Source organism: Flavobacterium sp. GNP011, from assembly GCF_056428925.1.
This window is the reverse complement of sequence record NZ_JBWJVJ010000003.1, coordinates 96,617-116,870: the sequence shown is the minus strand read 5'-3', so window position 1 is coordinate 116,870 and position 20,254 is coordinate 96,617. Positions and strand designations below refer to the sequence as shown.

16 protein-coding genes are annotated in these 20,254 nt (G+C 34.8%); 11 read left to right on the top strand and 5 right to left on the bottom strand.

Features of this window, described 5'->3' with window-relative positions:
- Positions 1–28 precede the first annotated feature (28 nt).
- Positions 29–1,300: a serine--tRNA ligase gene (gene serS / locus AC061E_RS04415; RefSeq protein ID WP_158730101.1), complete on the bottom strand. Its 1,272-nt coding sequence runs from the start codon at positions 1,298–1,300 to the stop codon at positions 29–31.
- A 355-nt stretch (positions 1,301–1,655) separates the two neighbouring features.
- Between serS and AC061E_RS04410 the strand changes: the two genes are divergently transcribed.
- Positions 1,656–3,476, top strand: coding sequence for a DUF1800 domain-containing protein (locus AC061E_RS04410; protein ID WP_478285185.1), 1,821 nt, complete (start codon positions 1,656–1,658; stop codon positions 3,474–3,476).
- A 12-nt stretch (positions 3,477–3,488) separates the two neighbouring features.
- Positions 3,489–5,096 carry a T9SS type A sorting domain-containing protein gene (locus tag AC061E_RS04405; protein WP_478285184.1) on the top strand — a complete coding sequence of 536 codons (1,608 nt, stop codon included), beginning with the start codon at positions 3,489–3,491 and terminating at the stop codon, positions 5,094–5,096.
- A 107-nt stretch (positions 5,097–5,203) separates the two neighbouring features.
- Here AC061E_RS04405 and AC061E_RS04400 read toward each other — a convergent pair whose 3' ends face one another.
- From AC061E_RS04400 to AC061E_RS04390, 3 genes are all read right to left on the bottom strand, one after another.
- Positions 5,204–5,743, bottom strand: coding sequence for a DMP19 family protein (locus AC061E_RS04400; protein WP_478285183.1), 540 nt, complete (start codon positions 5,741–5,743; stop codon positions 5,204–5,206).
- Positions 5,744–5,848: 105 nt separating this feature from the next.
- Complete coding sequence (locus AC061E_RS04395; protein ID WP_478285182.1) at positions 5,849–6,019, bottom strand: hypothetical protein; 171 nt, start codon at positions 6,017–6,019, stop codon at positions 5,849–5,851.
- 77 nt (positions 6,020–6,096) lie between these two features.
- Entirely contained in the window at positions 6,097–7,227 is a 1,131-nt protein-coding gene (locus AC061E_RS04390; protein ID WP_478285181.1) for a mycothiol transferase, read from the bottom strand.
- Between the two features lie 459 nt (positions 7,228–7,686).
- Between AC061E_RS04390 and metG the strand changes: the two genes are divergently transcribed.
- The 6 genes from metG (at position 7,687) to AC061E_RS04360 (ending at position 15,321) form a co-directional block, all read left to right on the top strand.
- Entirely contained in the window at positions 7,687–9,744 is a 2,058-nt protein-coding gene (metG, locus tag AC061E_RS04385; RefSeq protein WP_478285180.1) for a methionine--tRNA ligase, read from the top strand.
- 115 nt (positions 9,745–9,859) lie between these two features.
- Positions 9,860–11,299, top strand: coding sequence for a hypothetical protein (locus tag AC061E_RS04380; RefSeq protein ID WP_478285179.1), 1,440 nt, complete (start codon positions 9,860–9,862; stop codon positions 11,297–11,299).
- 122 nt (positions 11,300–11,421) lie between these two features.
- A complete protein-coding gene (locus tag AC061E_RS04375) occupies positions 11,422–12,111 on the top strand; it encodes an HAD family hydrolase (protein WP_478285178.1) in 690 nt (229 codons plus the stop codon).
- A 232-nt stretch (positions 12,112–12,343) separates the two neighbouring features.
- The gene (locus AC061E_RS04370; RefSeq protein WP_478285177.1) at positions 12,344–13,600 is read left to right on the top strand and encodes an OmpA family protein; all 1,257 of its coding nucleotides are present in this window, start codon (positions 12,344–12,346) and stop codon (positions 13,598–13,600) included.
- Between the two features lie 141 nt (positions 13,601–13,741).
- Positions 13,742–14,371: a CatA-like O-acetyltransferase gene (locus AC061E_RS04365; protein WP_478285269.1), complete on the top strand. Its 630-nt coding sequence runs from the start codon at positions 13,742–13,744 to the stop codon at positions 14,369–14,371.
- Between the two features lie 50 nt (positions 14,372–14,421).
- Complete coding sequence (locus tag AC061E_RS04360) at positions 14,422–15,321, top strand: histone deacetylase family protein (RefSeq protein ID WP_478285176.1); 900 nt, start codon at positions 14,422–14,424, stop codon at positions 15,319–15,321.
- Between the two features lie 119 nt (positions 15,322–15,440).
- Here AC061E_RS04360 and AC061E_RS04355 read toward each other — a convergent pair whose 3' ends face one another.
- Positions 15,441–15,764: a single-stranded DNA-binding protein gene (locus AC061E_RS04355; protein ID WP_144893463.1), complete on the bottom strand. Its 324-nt coding sequence runs from the start codon at positions 15,762–15,764 to the stop codon at positions 15,441–15,443.
- Positions 15,765–15,949: 185 nt separating this feature from the next.
- On the opposite strand from AC061E_RS04355, the gene AC061E_RS04350 reads away from it, so the two are divergent.
- The 3 genes from AC061E_RS04350 to AC061E_RS04340 are packed head-to-tail and all read left to right on the top strand — an operon-like array spanning position 15,950 to position 20,251.
- A complete protein-coding gene (locus AC061E_RS04350) occupies positions 15,950–17,479 on the top strand; it encodes a GNAT family N-acetyltransferase (RefSeq protein WP_478285175.1) in 1,530 nt (509 codons plus the stop codon).
- Positions 17,476–17,826 carry a hypothetical protein gene (locus tag AC061E_RS04345; protein ID WP_478285174.1) on the top strand — a complete coding sequence of 117 codons (351 nt, stop codon included), beginning with the start codon at positions 17,476–17,478 and terminating at the stop codon, positions 17,824–17,826. The genes AC061E_RS04350 and AC061E_RS04345 overlap by 4 nt, the downstream gene beginning before the upstream one ends.
- A gap of 31 nt (positions 17,827–17,857) precedes the next feature.
- Positions 17,858–20,251 carry a M28 family peptidase gene (locus AC061E_RS04340; RefSeq protein WP_478285173.1) on the top strand — a complete coding sequence of 798 codons (2,394 nt, stop codon included), beginning with the start codon at positions 17,858–17,860 and terminating at the stop codon, positions 20,249–20,251.
- Positions 20,252–20,254 lie beyond the last annotated feature (3 nt).

The window sequence follows — 20,254 nt, the reverse complement described above, 5'->3', positions numbered from 1 at the left end:
TCAACTGTGACTGATAACTGCAAACTAATTAATTTATAATATCAAATCCGCAGTAAGGACGTAATACCTCTGGTATTACAATTCCCTCAGGAGTTTGGTAATTTTCTAATATTCCAGCCATAACTCTTGGTAAGGCCAGCGCGCTTCCGTTTAAGGTGTGTGCCAATTGGTTTTTTCCGTCTTTGTCCTTGAAACGCAATTTCAAACGATTCGATTGAAAAGTCTCAAAATTAGAAACCGAACTAATCTCTAACCAACGGTCTTGTGCAGTAGAAAAAACTTCAAAATCATACGTCAATGCTGAAGCAAAACCCATATCACCGCCACAAAGACGTAAAATACGATACGGTAATTTCAAATCTCTTAAGATATCTTTAACATGTTCTACCATTCCGTCAAGTGCTTCGTAAGACTTGTCAGGATGCTCTACACGTACAATTTCGACTTTGTCAAACTGGTGCAAACGGTTTAAACCGCGTACATGCGCACCGTAAGAACCTGCTTCACGACGGAAACATGGCGTATAAGCCGTAGTCAATACTGGCAATTCATTTTCGTTAAGGATTACATCACGAAACAAATTAGTAACAGGAACCTCAGCCGTTGGAATCAAGTACAAATCATCGGTTTTGTCATGGTACATTTGCCCTTCTTTGTCTGGCAATTGACCAGTTCCATAAGCAGATGCTTCATTGACCATGTGCGGAACCTGAACTTCATTGTAACCCGCTGCCGTATTTTTATCTAAGAAATAATTGATTAAGGCACGTTGCAAACGAGCACCTTTACCTTTATAAACTGGAAAACCTGCTCCAGTGATTTTTACTCCCAATTCAAAATCAATGATGTCGTATTTTTTTACCAAATCCCAATGTGGTTGTGCTCCTTCATGCAAAACTGGAACAGCGCCTTCTTCAAAAACGTTTAAGTTTTCCTCTGGAGTTTTTCCCTCAGGAACAATATCAGCTGGAAGATTAGGAAGTGTGTATAATTTTTCTAAAAGTTCAGCGGCAAGTGCCTCAGCGGTTTCGGCTAGTGCTTTGCTTTTTTCTTTGTTTAAAACTGTTTTTTCTTTTAGGATTGCGGCTTTTGATTTCTCACCCGCTTTCATCAATTCGCCAATGTCTTTGGATAATTTATTAGATTCAGATAAAATAGTGTCAAGCTCTACTTGCGCAGTGCGACGTTTTTCATCTAGTTGTACCACTTCTTCAACAACACTCTTGGCATCAAAATTTTTTTTGGCCAAAGCATTGATTACTTTTTCTTGATTCTCTCTAATAAATGCAATTTGTAACATAGCTTGATTTTTTAAACGCTAACTTTTATAATAACGGTAGCAAATTTAAGGAAATGTTTGATAGTAAGAGATAAAAGTTTTATCAAAAAAAGAGAATTATAAGGAGAAATTGCACGGCCATTTTTTGCACATCTAAAGATTTGAATAAAATAAATAGTAGAGAAAGTTTTTTGTATAATTTTAATTATTCGTTTATAAACTTTTAAGACAATAAGAACCATAAATTATTTAACTACAAGACTCATAGTACGTTGAACGTATTGTAAAAAAACATAATTTTGAGTAGCTATTTTAACTAAGTAGAAAATAATAAAATAGTAGAGAGTCGATTATACAAATCAAATTTGAAATCGTTATGAGTAATACTATTAACCGAAGAAATTTATTTAGTTTACTATTAAATAAATCAAAAATAAATCAGGATGTTAAAGATCCTTTATTTGAAAAATATTCCCGAAAAATATTTAAAGGCAGAAGATATCAAAGCGTTAAAAGTGCTACAAAATCGGGTTTTACCGATAGAGTAGTTCCTGTTAGTAGTGGATTAAATCCCTACAGCGGCAGTTGGGGCAAGCAAGAAGTACTGCATTTATTAAAACGTACTGGTTATGGTTTTAAAAAAGCAGACGTTGATGCGTTACTCGCCTTAAATATGACAAATGCGGTCAATGCCGTGTTGAACATCAACATTACTGCTCCTGCGCCTCCCGTAAATTCATACAATAATTATTCGCCAGATGAGAGCAACTTACCCTATGGAGCTGACTGGACAAATGACCCATTACCTGTGGGAACCAATACCACTAACTCGAGAAGAATTGAGTCTTTATCACAGTGGAATTTTGGTTTAGCTTGCAATCAAAATTTGACTATTAAGGAAAAAATGACATGGTTTTGGTATCATTTTATTCCAGTAGATTTTGAAACCGTACGCAGTGCTCCATTTTCGCACGCGGGAAGTAATTCATGTCGCATATTATACTCCTACCTAAAAATGTTCCGAGATAATCCGCTTGGAAATTACAAGACACTCATCAGAAAAATGGCTACACAGCCCGCTATGATGTACTATTTAAACAATCAAGCCAATACAAAAACGTCTCCCGATGAAAATTTTGCACGAGAGCTCATGGAGCTTTTTACTTTAGGAAAAGACCCATTAAGCCAGTATACGGAAGTTGACGTGATACAAGCAGCAAAAGTTTTAACAGGATGGAGAGTGGTAAATTTAAATACAGCAACACCAAGCACTAATTTTGACACAAATTTTCACGATACGAGCAATAAGCAGTTCTCCTCTTTTTTTAACAATACCGTCATTAGCAATGCTGGCGCTTCAGAGTTAGATGCTTTGATTGATATGATTTTCACAAAATCAAGAGTAGTTTCAGAATATATTTGCCGCCGATTATACCGCTATTTTATCTATTATGATATTGATGCCACGATAGAATCAAACATCATTATTCCATTAGCACAAACATTTGTGGCTAACAATTGGGAAATCGAACCTGTATTAAACCAACTATTCAAAAGCCAACATTTTTATGACATGGCCAATAGAGGCGTTTACATCAAATCACCTTTTGATCTGGTCATTGGTAGTTTACGGACTTTTAACTTGAATTATACGGTGACAGACACAACTAATTTTGAAGCGCAATATAGAGTTTGGAATTACTTTAACAATACTGTTTTAAGCGGTTTAGAGCAAACTATGGGCAAAATCCCAAATGTTTCCGGTTGGGTTGCTTTTTATCAAAATCCGTCTTTTCATGAATATTGGATCAATTCCAGTACCACTCAAAAAAGGTTCGATTTCTTAAATAGAATTTTCAACGGTTACAATCTTACTTACAACTCGCTCACAACCCGGATAGAGGTAGATCTAATAGGTTTTATTCAACAATTTAGCCCTACTATTTGTGCTAATCCAGATTTATTAGTTGCTGAATGTATACTATACTTGTTACCCATTGATATTAGTAGTACACAAAAAGAGCAAATAAAAATACAATCGTTGCTTTCCAATCAAACAAGTAATGATTACTGGACCACAGCGTGGACACTTTACCTCAATAACACATCAAATACAACTAACAAAAATAGTGTGAAATCACGACTTAAATCCTTACTTGTGACTCTTACTCAACTTGCTGAATACCAATTAATGTAATTTTTTGAAGTTATGAAAAGAAGAAGTTTTATAAAAACAAGTGCATTAGCCTCCATCCCCTTAGCTTTGAATGGAATTCCTGTAATGGCATCAGCTTCAATTGAAAGTAATGCACTAGATGTTTTGGCAAATGCAGCGGTAAATTGCGGTAAAATTTTGGTTATCATTCAAATGAACGGTGGTAACGATGGATTAAATACCGTTTTCCCTTTAGATAAATGGACAAATTTAAATAACGCACGTTCCAATATATTGATGAACCAAAGTTCTGTTCTGCCACTGGCTAATAATACTACTACTGGCCTACATCCTGCAATGTCTGAAATGAAAACTTTGCATGATAATGGGAAATTAATGATAGTTCAAGGGGTTTCCTATCCCAATCCAAGTTTCAGTCATTTTAGAGCAACTGATATTTGGTTTACAGCTTCTAATAGCAATCAAACCCTTGATAGTGGCTGGCTAGGACGATCACTAGATAGCATATATCCTAATTTCCCTCTTGGTTATCCTAATAGTGACATGCCTGATCCATTGGCTATTCAAATAGGTTCTACTTTGCCTTTTTCTTTACAAGGACCTACTATTAACATGGGATATAATGCTCCGGATCCCAATACACTTTTGAACGTCATCAATCAAATTACTGATCCCGCACCTAATTCTGACTACGGAACAGAGTTGACTTTTTTACGTTTAATGAAAGACCAAAGCAATGTATACCGCACTGCTATACAAACTGCTTTTAACACCGCGCAGTCACAAACCGCAACATATCCTAGTGCTAATAAACTAGGTGATCAATTAAAAATTGTTGCCAAATTAATCAATGGCGGACTACAAACCCCTATTTACATTGTCAATCACCCTAACACATCTGATTTACACAGTGGTCAAGTGGATGTTGTTGATAAGACCAAAGGTGCTCATGCTACGAATCTCAGTATTTTATCGCAGGCAATACATGCATTTCAACAAGATTTAGAGTTGATGGGGAAATCAAATTTAGTAACAGGAATGACTTTTAGTGAATTTGGTCGAAGAATTAAAAGCAACGGAAGCCTTGGTACCGATCATGGAGCTGGAGCACCTGTAATTTTCTTTGGAGCCGCCTTGAATACTGGATCTAGTGCCATAACTGCTCAAAATCCAGTTTCAGGTATGATAGGCAGCTCACCAAACATACCTTTAAACCCAACCGTTTCAGACCAGGTTGCGATGCAATTTGACTTTAGACAAATTTATTCTTCGATTATGCAAGATTGGCTGTGTATGAGTGAAGCACAAACTGCGGAAGTTTTGGGTGGCACTTTTACAAAATTAGCCCTATTTAAAACCGCAACTTTAGATACCGTTTCTTATGACAATGAGCACTTTTTTGTTGTTTATCCCAATCCAATTACAAACAATACTATCAATATAAATTTTAAAGAGAGCTTAAATGATTTCATAAATGTCCAGTTGTTTACGATTCAAGGAACAAAAATATTCCAAAAATCGTTCAGAGTAAACAGTAATACCTTAACATTTTCACCAAATAATATCTTGGCATCTGGAATCTACATTTTGGAAATAGAATATAACAACTTTAAATTCCACACCAAAGTGATTGTTTCTTGATAGATTAAGAATAGAACTTTAACTTAATACAAAGGTAAAACAAAGAGATTCGATACGTTCTACTTTAAAAGACCCCGCGTGCCTTTGTGTTTTTTCTATGAAAATAATTACTCCCTTTTAATCTCGTGACCTACAAAATCTTCAAGAGTTGCAAACATATCATCTATAGAAAGCACTTCAAGATCTGGGTGAGACATTAAAAAAGCAGCATTAAGTTCTACTATATTTTCTTCTATTTCGAAAAAAGCATCAGTATTGAGGGCGTCTCTAGTGGGATTAACTCCTTCTAATTTTCCTTGTAAAAATTTATTGAGTTTCACACTACTCATTAAACCCACTTTTTTAGACTGTTGCTGGAATAATTCTAGATGTTTAGGTGCTTCAATCAAAGCCAAACCTTCTTCAATAAGTTCGTTTAATTCCTTGTTCCATCCGGAGCGGTGCACAAATTGCGCAAAATTTCCATCAACATGTTGCGCTACGTAAAAATCCAAATAATAACTCATCAACGCATCTTCGTGAATCAAATCGTCATCGATTTTTTCCTCACGCATTAAGTTGATTACTGAAATGTTTGAGTTAATAATGTCTTGTGGGTTTTCACTTTGAGCAGCGTTTTCTGAGATGATAATTTTTCCGAATTCCATTTGAGTTGCGTTTTATATTATAGGTTGCAAATTTCGGGTAAAAGATTGAGGAATCGAAATATTTATTTTAGCCAAAGATTAACACAAATTTTTTAGCGTCAGCATTTAACTCACATCAGATTCATTATTGTTCTTTTTCTGATTCATTTTGGTTACCAATGCCTTCAAGCGTGCTGCTTTTGATGCTTTCTCTTCTTGCAATTTTGCCTTTTTCCTATTGAGGAGTTTGGTGTGCAACGCTTTGTTTTTAGTGTTTTTTTCGGGTCCTTTTGGCATGGTTTTATATTATTTTGATTCAGCTAAAAACCTTATGTATTAAAATCTTCATGTAGGGCATTAAAAACAAAAAAACTTTAATTTTTAATCTTACTGTCTAGTTTTAATTCTAGTTCTGGCTTTATACGTTTTTTCAAAAATAAAATTTGACCCAAGTGGCTAGATTGATGCTCCATGACGTGAAACCAACAATATTGATTACTAATTCCATATTTTTTTTGTACCTCAGCAAACCAAGCATCGTCTTTCTTTTTTAATTCACTAATAGTCTTTGCTCTTACCTCATTATAAATATCAAGATAATATTGAATATCATTGCCTTTGAAATCATCTCTACCCCCTTGATCCAAAGCTAATGCTGCGCCCCACTTTTTCTCTTCTTCTGCATTAAACTCCCTATTTTCAAATGTAAAAACCTGATAATAGGCCTCAGCTGCAGCCAAATGCATTACTAAAGCTCCTATTCTATTTGCATCCTTATCTAGTAAATAATCTACTTCATATTTACTCATATTTTTTACTGTATTTTCTACTCGGTTTTTTAAATCCTCCAACATGGATATCATAGCCCCAATTTGAGGAGAAGCACCCTCAACGCCACCTATTTTTCCCGATTCTATAAATTTAATACCGCTACCTTCAATTAGTAAACTGGCAACACCATCTTTCTTATCTGGTTCAGAACTGATTTTATACTCTTTAACCTTAATATTTTGATTGTTTCTAGTACCTAAATTCCATTTTGGAATTTCATTATTCTTTGTTTGCATCTCAAAACTAGCATTAGGAATTTGCACCGCTGTTAAAACTCCTTTATCATTCTCGATGAACAATTCAAACTTGTCAAAATAGAATTTTCCATTATATGAACACAAGCCACCAAAACTTAGCGATTTTGAGTTGGAATCAATGGTTCCCTCTACGGAATAAGATTGCCATTGATTAAGTTTTATGGACCTATCGCTCATATTATCGAAAAAACCCATTTTATCCTCTTTTGTATCTACTCTAGCCCATACACCAGCCCAAGCATGTGAATCTTGAGTGTCTACTTTTACATAAGCTATTACCTTGAACTTTTTTGGAGTAGCTGTTTGAACATCTATTGTTTGATTAAAAGAGGTCCAATCTCTTGAAATTTCTCTATTGGTTTGCGAATAAATCGAAGCGTAAATAAATGTAAGAGCTACTATAAATGCTTTTTTCATGTTTTAAATTATCAAATATTAATGATCGTATAATCTATTTCAGGTGTAAAAATACTATTTATTTTATTTGCAAACCATTTGATACAAATAGTTTTTTGATGGAACCTTTACAAACTATTATGAATAAATTGCAATACTGTAACTGACAAAAAACTAAAGACAAAAAGACTAGCATAATTCAATTCATTTTCGACCTAAATTTTATTTCCATTTACAGCACTAAAAAAGGATTACTTCAACTTTGGTTATTTAGACAGTGGAGCTCAATGAATTTTGTTTGAAACGGATACAAGGACATGACAGATTCAACGGCGCTAAATAGCTTCAAATAAAATTCTATTGCTTATTTTTGCACTCAATAAAATGGAATCATGAAAGGAGCGATGCATAAAATGGGTGATACATCCCTTTTTCTAGGCGAATTACATGTGACAAATAAAAAAACAATACTAGTAACACATGATACAGAATCCAAAAAGATATACGATTACAGCGGCATTGCCGTATACAAACGGACCCATTCACATAGGCCATTTGGCGGGTGTTTACGTGCCATCAGACATTTATTCTAGATATTTAAGATTGCAGGGAAGAGACGTTTTGTTTGTTTGCGGAAGCGACGAACACGGCGTGGCGATTTCGATGAAAGCTAAAAAAGAAGGTATTACGCCTCAGCAAGTAATTGATAAATATGATGGAATTATCCGTAAATCGTTTTCTGATTTTGGAATTTCATTTGATAATTATTCAAGAACTTCGGCTAAAATTCATCATGATACGGCTTCGGAATTTTTCAAAAAATTGTATGAACAAGGCGATTTTATTGAAGAAGTAACCGAACAATTGTATGATGCTAAAGCAGATCAGTTTTTAGCAGATCGTTTTGTAATGGGAACTTGCCCAAAATGTGGCAATGAAGAAGCGTACGGCGATCAGTGCGAAAAATGTGGTTCTACGCTGAATGCTACCGATTTGATTAATCCAAAATCAACCATTACAGGCGAAACTCCTATCATGAAATCAACGAAACACTGGTTTTTGCCTTTGGATCGCTACGAAGATTTCTTGAAAGAATGGATTCTGGTAGGACATAAAAATGACTGGAAACCAAATGTGTATGGGCAAGTAAAGTCATGGATTGACGGCGGATTAGAACCTCGTGCGGTAACGCGTGACCTAGATTGGGGAATTGATGTTCCTGTTGAAGGCGCCGAAGGTAAAAAATTATACGTATGGTTTGATGCTCCTATTGGATACATATCGGCTACGAAAGAATGGGCTTTGCGCGAAGGAAAAGATTGGGAACCGTACTGGAAAGATCAAGACACAAAACTGGTTCACTTTATTGGGAAAGACAATATTGTATTTCATTGCGTCATTTTCCCGGCAATGCTAAAAGCCGAAGGAAGTTATATCTTACCAGATAATGTTCCTGCCAATGAGTTCTTGAACTTAGAGGGCAATAAATTATCTACGTCTAAAAACTGGGCCGTTTGGTTGCACGAATACTTAGAAGAGTTCCCAAATCAGCAAGATGTATTGCGTTATGCCTTAACATCAAATGCTCCAGAAACGAAGGATAATGATTTTACTTGGAAAGATTTTCAAGCTAGAAATAACAATGAACTAGTGGCGATTTTTGGAAATTTCATTAATCGTGTGGTAGTTTTAACCAATAAATATTACGACGGAATTGTTCCTACACCTAATGAATTATCTGAGGTAGACGAACAAACTTTGGCTGAATTGAAAGCCTATCCATCAGTAATTTCAAGTTCTATCGAAAGATATAGATTTAGAGAAGCGCTTGGCGAAATGATAAATGTGGCACGACTCGGAAATAAATATTTGGCCGATGAAGAGCCTTGGAAGATGATTAAAACTGATGAAGAACGTACAAAAACTCAAATGTATGTGGCCTTACAAATTGCTGCTGCTTTGGGTTCGCTTTGTGAGCCGTTCTTGCCTTTTACTTCTGTAAAATTGTCAAGAATGTTGAACATCAACATCAACAATTGGAATTTGGAATTTGAAGATTGGAATTTATTACCCGCTGGTCACCAAATTGGTCAAGCCGAATTACTGTTTTCGAAAATTGAAGATGAAGAAATTCAAAAACAAATAGATAAACTAGAAGCAACCAAAACGGCTAACAAAGCCGAGAATAAAGTAGCTGAACCACAAAAAGAACTTATTCAATTTGAGGATTTTGCCAAAATGGATATCCGCACAGGAACCATTTTAGAGGCAGAAAAAATGCCAAAAGCCAATAAACTTTTGATTTTAAAGGTAGATACTGGAATTGATATTCGAACGATAGTTTCGGGAATTGCCGAAAGTTTTAAACCAGAAGATATCATTGGGAAACGCGTAACTGTTTTAGTAAACTTGGCACCAAGAAACTTACGTGGCGTAGAAAGTCAAGGTATGATTTTGATGACTACAAATACCGAAGGAAAACTAGTGTTTGTAAATCCAGACACGGATGGTGTAGAGAATGGAGAAACAATCAATTAAAAAAATAACCACAGATTCGCAGATTCATTAATTAAAGCTGCGAATCTGTGGTAAAATAATTTAATTTAAAACACGAGTTTAAAAAGTACATTTAAAAAAATCAAGACTACTAAAAATGTTTAGAAAAACAATTCTTGCAACTTTAATTTTGAGTAATTTCATTTCTTTCTCTCAAGAAAAAGTATCGTCTATACCTATTGACTTAAAAAAAAACCGTGATGTTTTTCAAACTGTTAATTATGACACTAAGAAAATCAATTTATTTATTAGCGATAAAACAAAAGTAAAAGCCCTTCAACTTGATGAAAAAATGCAAATTGTGGATAGTATTTCGTCTGAAAGACCCGATACTAAAACATATTCTCAAATGATTGGTTACACTACAAATCAAGAAAACAATGCGCTTTTTTGGTCATCAAACAATTACAAGGAAATACTTACGGAGGTATATGATTTCAAGAACCGTAAAACCTCGACAAAGCAACATTCTCTTGCATTGAAAGACGAGAAAATTTTACAAAAATTTAGTGACAAAGATTTCTTTTACTTATTGACTGTTGTAAAAAAAAGTAATGATTTGAAACTCTACATTTTTGACAAAGAAGGCGAGTACATAGAAAAAAAAATAAATTTAGACGCGATCACCCTATATAATTCAGAGTATATGCCTTCAACCCTATCTGAAGTGCTAGGTGAGAACTTACTTCCTTTTGAAGCGCCTTTCTCTTTACAAAATATTGCAGTTGAGAATCCTACCTCATTAACTGATAGTGCCAAAAAAAGAAAATGCTATTTCCAAAACAATAAAATCCTAATAACACTTGATACAAATATTGAGTTTACACAGATTATAACCATTGACTTAAAAGATTTTAAGGTTTCCGAAAAGAAAATAAAAACACACGATATTCAAGAAGATCGTATGTATTTAAGCTCGAACTCCTTTTATTTTGATAATAAGTTGTATCAATTAAAAAGCTCATCTAAATTATTATATCTTACTGTGAATGACTTAGAAGGAAACATTTTAAAAGAACATTCTGCTACATCATCTGAACCCATATATTTTAAAAATTCGGAGGTACAACTAGAAGGTGGAGATTTTGGAGGAAAGAGAGTTTTAGAAAATTCTTCTCAATTCATTCGAAAAATTAACAATCTTTATTTGGGTTTAAGTATCTACTCTTTAGGTCAAAACACTTTAATTACTTATGGAGGTGTGTCTCCAGCTCAACAGTCCGCAGGTGGCTTTGGCATTGGCATGGGGCAATTTGGCTCAATGGGAGTCCTTTTCTCTGTAGCAGTTTACAATCCCGTTATAGAAAATTTCAACTCTTATGCCAATAGAAAAGTGGTAAAGACAGACGGATTATTTGACAAAGAAGGAAATCATATCAAAGGTGATTTAAAGCCTTTAGCATTTGATAAAATAAGAACTTTCTTTGATGAATATAAAGATGTTTCATCACAAACACTGTTTAAAACTGATGCTTATTATTTAGGCTATTATGACAATACAACAAAAGAATATATTTTTAGAAAATTCAATGATTAATGTTTTTTGAAATCCTGATACGGATGGTGTAGAGAATGGAGAAACAATCAATTAAAAAAATAACCACAGATTCGCAGATTCATTAATTAAAGCTGCGAATCTGTGGTATTACACAATTAACAATGAACCTAAAAGTAATTGCCTTCGATGCAGATGACACCTTATTCATCAACGAAACCTATTTTCTAGAAACCGAAGAGAAATTTTGTGCCCTGATGAGTGATTATTTATCACATCAAGGACTTTCGCAGGAATTATTTAAGGTAGAAATAGCCAATTTGAAATTGTATGGTTATGGTATCAAAGGGTACATCCTTTCGATGATTGAGGCTGCAATGAAAATTTCGAACAAAACGATTCCGATTGAAATTATTGAAAAAATCATTCAGTACGGCAAAGAACTTTTAGAGAAACCTATTGAACTTTTAGAGGGCGTAGAAGAAACTTTGCAAGCACTACACGGAAAATACAAACTAGTGGTGGCCACAAAGGGCGATTTATTAGACCAGCGCCGTAAACTACACAATTCAGGTTTAGGTCATTATTTTCATCATATTGAGGTGATGTCAGACAAGCAGGAAATTGATTACACCGACTTGATTCATCGATTAGACATTCAACCTTCTGAATTTTTCATGATAGGCAATTCCTTAAAATCGGATGTTTTGCCTGTTTTGGCCATAGGCGGATATGCCGTTCATATTCCCTTTCACACTACTTGGGCACATGAAAAAATTGATCATCAAGTAGTGCATGAAAACTTTAAAACCATTGAAAAACTTACCGATATCTTAGAATTCATAGCTTTGTAAGTGTTAAAATATCCATATTTTAAATTAACAACCCTTTGTTTTAGCTTATTGATTCCTTTTTTTCGAGTTAAATAAAAAAACATGCTAAAAATTTAAAGCTAAATTTTTGCTGATTTCTCAAGATACCCCGCAATTTATAGAATTAAAAGTAAATATTGTATAATTAACTGATTGAAATTTCTCATTTAAATATATGTTGTAAATTTGCACAGAATTTAAAAATCACAAAATAATGAAAAATTTAATGTTTGCATTAGTTTTTGCAGGTGCAGTTTCTTCTGTAAATGCTCAAACTGAAACTAAAGAAGTAAAAAATACAGATTACAACAAATGGTCTATTGAATTAGCTGGTGGTGTTAACAAACCACAAAGACCATTAGGATCAGGTTACTTCACTTCAACTCCAAGCCCTTATGTTGCAGATCTAGGTGTACGTTACATGTTTAACAATAAATTTGGTTTGAAAGCTGATTTTGGATACAACAGTTTTGAAGGAAAAAGTAACTCTGCTAATTTTGATACAAAATACTACAGAGCTAATCTTCAAGCAGTAGCAAACTTAGGTAGAATTATGAGCTTTGAAACTTGGACTAATACAATAGGTTTATTAGGACATGCTGGTTTTGGTTTAGCACAATTAGAAGATCAAAATTCTGCTTTAAAAGACAGAATGGGTAATTTTATGGCAGGTGTTACAGGTCAAATTAAATTATCTAACAGAATTGCTCTTACAGGTGATTTTACAACTATCCTTAATGCTGCACAAGATGCAACTTTTGATGCTTCTTCAACTTCAAACGCAAGAGGATTCTCTGGATTGATGTTTAACGGTACTGTAGGTTTAACAGTTTACTTAGGTAAAAATGAAAAACATGCTGACTGGGTACTTGATAACAACAGCGAAATTGACAAATTAAAGCAAAAAATTGCTGATATCGAAACTTCTATGTTAGATACAGATAAAGATGGTGTTGCTGATTATTTAGATCAAGAGCCTAACACTATTGGTGGTGTAATGGTTGATACTAAAGGTAAATCTATTGACTTGAACAACAACAATGTTCCTGACGAATTAGAAAGCTATTTATTGAAAACTTACGGAAACAATACTGATAAATCAGCTATCGTAAACAACAGTACATTAATCAAAAACTTAATCAACGAAGGTTACGTAAGTACTTATTTTGATTATAATAAATCTACTCCAACAAACGTTTCTACTGAAGGAATTGATTTTATCTTGACTTACTTAAGAAACAACCCATCTGCATCAGTTGACATTATTGGTCATGCTGACGAGTTAGGAAGAACTGAGTACAATGATAAATTATCTACAGCAAGAGCTAACAGCGTAAAAGACGTTTTAGTTAAAGCTAATGTTGATGCTTCAAGATTGAACGTTGTTGCAGCTGGTGAAGATGCTTCAGTAGCAAAAGATTCAGATGCAGCTAGAAAATTAGTAAGAAGAGTTACTTTCAGAGTAAAATAATTCTCCACTTATAATTGCTTAAAAGCCCTAAAGGAAATTCTTTTAGGGCTTTTTTTATATTTAACAATCAAAGAAATTAGAAGTGCATGGCTGAATTAAAAATTAGCAATACTTTTGAAAAATAAATTAATTCCATTCCCTTTGAAACAACTTTTAGACATCGATAATTGGGCGCGTAAAGAACATTTTCAATTTTTTAAACAATTTGAAGAGCCCTTTTTTGGAGCAACTGTACAAATTGATTGTTCACTGGCTTACGCCAAAGCTAAAATGCTAAACACCTCCTTTTTTAGCTACTACCTTCACAAAACACTTATGGCTGTAAATGCCATAGAACCTTTCAGATATCGCATTGACGGGGAAACCGTTGTAATACACAATCACATCAATGCATCAGCAACAATAGGTAGAGAGGACGGGACTTTTGGCTTTTCTTTGATTGAATTCGACCCAGATTATACTGTTTTTGAAACCAGTACCGCAACAGAAATTGAACGTATTCAAACCACCACTGGACTTTTTACCCGGACTTTTAATGATGATAATGTTATCCATTTCTCGGCGGTTCCTTGGTTGGATTTTACTTCTTTATCACATGCTAGAAGTTTTAGTTTTCCTGACAGTTGTCCAAAAATCTCCTTTGGAAAAATGACAATTGACAGCAATGAAAAAAAAACCATGCCCATGTCCATACACGTTCACCACGGATTAATCGACGGTTTACATCTTGGCCAATTTGTAGATTACTTTCAAGAATTGATGAACCAATAAGCTAAGCATCGCTTGAGTTTAATACATTTAACTAAAAGTCATTTTCCGCCATGTTCCCAATAGCATTTCATCCTATTTACCAGCATCCATTGCCAGAAGGGCATCGATTTCCCATGCTTAAATACGAACTGCTTCCACAACAATTATTGCATGAAGGAACCGCATTGCCAACTGACTTCTATAAACCCGAAATTTGCGATTTAGCTCCCGTTTTAGCTATTCATCAAAAAGAATATGTCACAGATTTATTAGAACTCACTTTAAACGCAAAAGCAGTTCGTAAAATTGGTTTTCCCCTCTCCAGAGAACTAGTAGAACGTGAACTCATCATTGCACAAGGAACTATTTTTGGCGCACAAAAATCATTTGACACGAAAGTCTCATTCAATATTGCAGGAGGCACGCACCACGCTTACACGGATCATGGCGAAGCATTTTGTTTATTAAACGACCAAGCCATTGCAGCACAATTTTTATTGGACACTAAACTCGCCAAAAAGATTTTAATCATTGATTTAGATGTACATCAGGGTAACGGAACTGCTGAGATTTTTCAAAACAATTCAAAAGTATTTACGTTTTCTACACATGGCAAGACAAATTATCCGTTCAAGAAAGAAACGTCAGATTTAGACATTGCATTTGACGATGAAACATCCGATGCGGTGTTCTTGCAAACCCTTGCAACTGTAATTCCGCAATTGATAGAAACGCAAAAACCTGATTTCATATTTTATTTGGCGGGTGTCGATATTTTGGCCACAGATAAACTAGGAAAATTAGGCTGCACCCTTGATGGTTGTAAAAAACGAGATGAATTGGTTTTTGAATTGTGTTCCAAATACCAAATTCCAGTACAAGTTTCAATGGGTGGCGGCTACTCTCCCGATATAAAAACCATTATTGAAGCCCATGCCAATACCTATCGAGTGGCGAAAGATATTTTTTAAACGCACTACAAAAAAGCAAACACCTCTTTCAATATTCTGTTTTCAATATTTCACTTTAAAGCAAAAAAAGCACGGACCTCAATTATGAGATCCGTGCTTTTTATTAAATATTAAGAATACTATTTCCCTAAAAGTAATACTTCACTAGCTACTATTTCAGTAATATAGCGCTTTTCACCGTTTTTATCCTCGTAAGTTCTGTGGGATAATTTTGCTTCAATCCCAATTTCTCTGCCTTTGGTAACAAACTTTTCAATAATCTCGGCAGTTTTACCCCAAGCGGTAACTCGGTGCCACTCTGTTTGCTCTACCTTGTCTCCGTTTTCTTTGTAATACACATCATTTGTAGCGATGCTCACGGTGGCTAATTTTTTTCCTCCTTCAAGTGTTTTAACTTCTGGATCTTGACCTACTCTTCCGATTAATTGTACTCTGTTTTTCATGGCGTGTAAATTTAATTATTGGTGTGTATGTTTATTTGTCAAAACGTTCATTCGAATCAACAGGGCAAAGATGCGACAGTTTCAAAACAAGAATCGGTTGCTAACTATTTACTTTCGGTTGTAACTATTTGTAACCGTTTGTAAATGTTAAAAAAAAAGTTATATTTGTTGTAAATCAATTTATTATGCAGGCCAAAATTAACAAAGTAGAATTACGAAATCTAAAATTTGACGACTACAAAGAACTTAAAAAATCTATGGTAGAGTCCTATCCAGAAATGACGGGTTCTTACTGGCGAGAACATCACATCGAGAAATTATTGAGTATTTTCCCAGAAGGTCAGCTCGTGATTTTGGTTGACGGTAAAGTTGTTGGCTCTGCATTATCCCTTATCGTTGATGAAAATTTAGTCGATAAAAATCATAACTACTCAGACATTACCGGAAAATATACCTTTTCAACCCACAATCAGAAAAGCGATATTTTATACGGAATAGATGTTTTTATTCACCCCAATTACAGAGGTCTCAGACTGGGAAGAAGACTTTATGACGCCCGAAAAGAGCTGTGCGAACAATTGAATCTAAAAGCTATTGTCTTTGCAGGGCGAATACCTAATTACGGAAAACACGCCGACACACTTAGTCCAAAAGATTATATTGATAAAGTAAAAAGAAAAGAAATGCACGACTCAGTACTTTCTTTTCAATTAAGCAATGATTTTCACGTAATCCGGGTCATGAAAAATTATCTCGAAGGCGATACAGATAGCAAAGAATTTGCTGTTTTACTGGAGTGGAACAACATTTATTATGACGAAAGCCCAAAATTAATCAATCTTGCAAAAAGCGTAATCCGTTTAGGACTTGTACAATGGCAAATGCGCCAATTGAATAATCTTGAAGCCTTGTTTGAACAATGTGAGTTTTTTGTAGATGTTGTATCCGGTTACGGTAGTGATTTTGCATTGTTTCCAGAACTTTTTACGGCTCCTTTAATGGCCGATTACAATCATTTATCTGAGGCCGAAGCCATCCGAGAACTTGCCAAACATACTGATCCCATTCACAAACGCTTTCAAGAATTAGCTATTTCATATAACATCAATATCATTACGGGTAGTATGCCATACCTGGATAACGGTACTTTATATAATGTTGGTTTCTTGTGTAAAAGAGATGGAACCTCTGAAATGTATGCCAAAATCCACGTTACACTTAATGAAGTACAGCATTGGGGAATGACGGGCGGCTCTACCATTAAAACCTTTGATACAGATTGTGGCAAAATAGGAATCATGATTTGCTATGATGTGGAATTTCCAGAGCTCTCCCGCTTGATGGCTGATGAAGGTATGAACATCTTGTTTGTTCCTTTCTTAACCGATACACAAAACGCTTACACCCGTGTAAAGCATTGCGCGCAGGCACGAGCTATAGAGAATGAATGTTATGTTGCCATTGCAGGTTGTGTAGGGAATTTGCCTAAAGTGAATAATATGGATATTCAATACGCACAATCGGCCGTTTTTACTCCTTCAGACTTTGCTTTTCCTAGTAACGGAATCAAAGCCGAAGCGACACCAAATACCGAAATGACCCTTATTGTAGATGTAGACTTAGATTTGCTAAAAGAATTGCATGAGCACGGCAGTGTTCGCATCCTTAAAGACCGTAGAACTGACTTATACGACATCAAAAAAATAAATCCATGAATAAAACCTGTTTAGAATGCGGAGAAAAAATTGTGGGACGCGAGGACAAGAAATTTTGTAGTGATGGTTGTCGCAATGCTTACAATAATAAAATAAACAAGGATAGTACCAATTACATGCGCAACATCAACAACAGGTTGCGCAAAAACTATCGCATTTTATCAGAACTAAATACCGAAGGAAAATCTAAAACTACACGTTCAAAACTCGCAAGTAAAGGTTTTGATTTTGAATACTTTACCAATATTCTTAATACAAAAACGGGCAACACTTATTATTTTTTATATGACCAAGGATACATGGTCTTAGACAATGATTTTTATATGCTTGTCAAAAAAGACATCTAAATACCACAACCCCAAAACCTATTAACCAAAAATGAAAAAAGATTTTTCTTCAATTTACATGAGTGTTTTTATTCTTATAGTACTTGCGGCACTATACTACACAATGATGCCGCAATTTACTTCAAACAAGGACACATCACTAGTTGATTTTTCTGCAACACGGGCTTTTGAACAAGTAAAAGCTATCGCTCAAAAACCGCATTATGTAGGATCCAAAAACCATGAAATAGTTGCCAATTATTTGCAACAAGAGCTTGAAAGTTTAGGTCTAGAAACCACCATTCAAGAAGGTTATACACTAAGTGATTGGGGAAATCTTGTATATTCTAAAAATGTTTTAGCACGAATAAAAGGCTCTTCAAACTCTAAAGCTCTCTTGCTGCTTTCTCATTATGATAGTGCACCACATTCTTACTCCCCAGGCGCTAGTGATGCCGGATCAGGAGTAGCAACTATTATTGAAGGAATTAGAGCTTTTTTGTATACCAAAACACCTCATAAAAACGACATCATCATCATGTTTTCTGATGGAGAAGAATTAGGGCTTAACGGCGCTGCACTTTTTGTAAACCAACATAAATGGGCCAAAGATATAGGAGTCGTTTTAAACTTTGAAGCAAGAGGTACATCAGGACCAAGTTATATACTCATGGAAACCAATGCTGGCAATGCTTCATTAGTAAAAGAATTTGCCGAGGCCAAAACCACATTTCCAGTATCAAACTCTTTAATGTACAGCATTTATAAAATGTTACCTAACGATACTGATTTGACTGTGTTTAGAGAACAAGGAAACATACAAGGGTACAATTTTGCTTTTATAGACGATCATTACAATTACCACACAGCTCAAGATGACACTGCCCATCTTGATATAAACACGCTTGCCCACCAAGGTACGTATTTGATGCCTTTGCTAAAACATTTTTCCAATACAAATTTAAACAAACCAGTATCTCAAGAGGATTTTGTTTATTTTAGTTTGCCTTACACTTTTGTTTATTACCCATTTAGCTGGACTATACCAGTGGTCATAGGTTGTTTTGTGATGCTGGTATTTTTTATATTCATAGGAAGGGCTAAACATCTATTAACATTTCAAGATATTAGCAAAGGATTTATTCCTCTTTTTGGATCGCTGCTTACAGCAGGACTTGTTACCTTTTTAGGTTGGAAACTTCTCCTAATATTCTATCCTCAATACAACGATTTGCTTAACGGATTTACGTATAACGGTCATGAATACATTGCTGCATTTGTTTGCCTATCAATGGCTATAACCATGGCGTTTTATGCACGGTTTTCAAGTACTAAAATCACCATGAGTCATTATGTAGCACCACTTACACTATGGATTATTATAAATGGTTTACTAGCGGTATACTTACCAGGTGCAGGATTTTTAATAGTTCCTGTTTGTTTTGGACTGCTCGTTTTTGGAATATTTGTTCTTACTCAAAAATCTAATAAAACAGTCAACTTACTATTGAGTATTCCAGCTTTATTGATCATTACTCCTTTTATCCAAATGTTTCCGGTGGGATTGGGATTAAAAGTACTTTTTGGCAGTGCAGTGTTAACCGTATTAGCGGTAGGTATTCTTTATTTTGTTTTTGGGACTTACGCCAAAAAAGGAATTTGGGCTGCAGTATTTCTGATGGTATCTGTTGGTTTTTTTGCCAAAGCACATTATGATTCTGGTTATGAATTTGGCAAAGCCAAATCAAACAGTTTACTTTATGTATATGATTCTGATAAAAAAACAGCTAAATGGGCCACTTATGACAGCAATCTTGACTCGTGGACCAAAACGTATTTGGGCAATAATCCAGAAATAGCTTCAACACTTAATGAACTTCCATTATTTAGTAAATACAACTCTGGTTTCACATACACGGCTACTGCTCCCGTAAAAAAAATTGCTCCACCTACAGTTACTTTTATTTATGATAGAACTATTGGTGCCAAAAGGTATTTAAAAATCCAAATAGCTCCAAATAGAAATGTAAACCGCTACGATGTGTTTGCCAATGAAGGTATGAAAATCAAGAACTTTATAGCTAATGGAACAACAGCAGTCGATCACAAAAAAGGAAATTACGAACGAAAAGGCAAAAAAATTGTTAGCTATTATGTAGTAAACAATGCTCCGCTAGTACTGCAATTTGAGATAGAATCTGGAAATAAATTTGATATGGAATTGCTAGAAAGCTCTTTTGATTTAACCACAAACCCATTATTTGAACTAGCAAAAAGAGAGAACCGGATGATGCCTACACCTTTTGTATTGAATGATGCAGTTGTCATTAGACAAAAAATAAAACCTAGTCCTGTTGTTGTAGTTCCGCCGGTGAAACTCAAAACACCTATTGGCTACAGCCGATACAAAAAACAATCCTTACAAGACAGCTTAACAATAAAGTAAGCA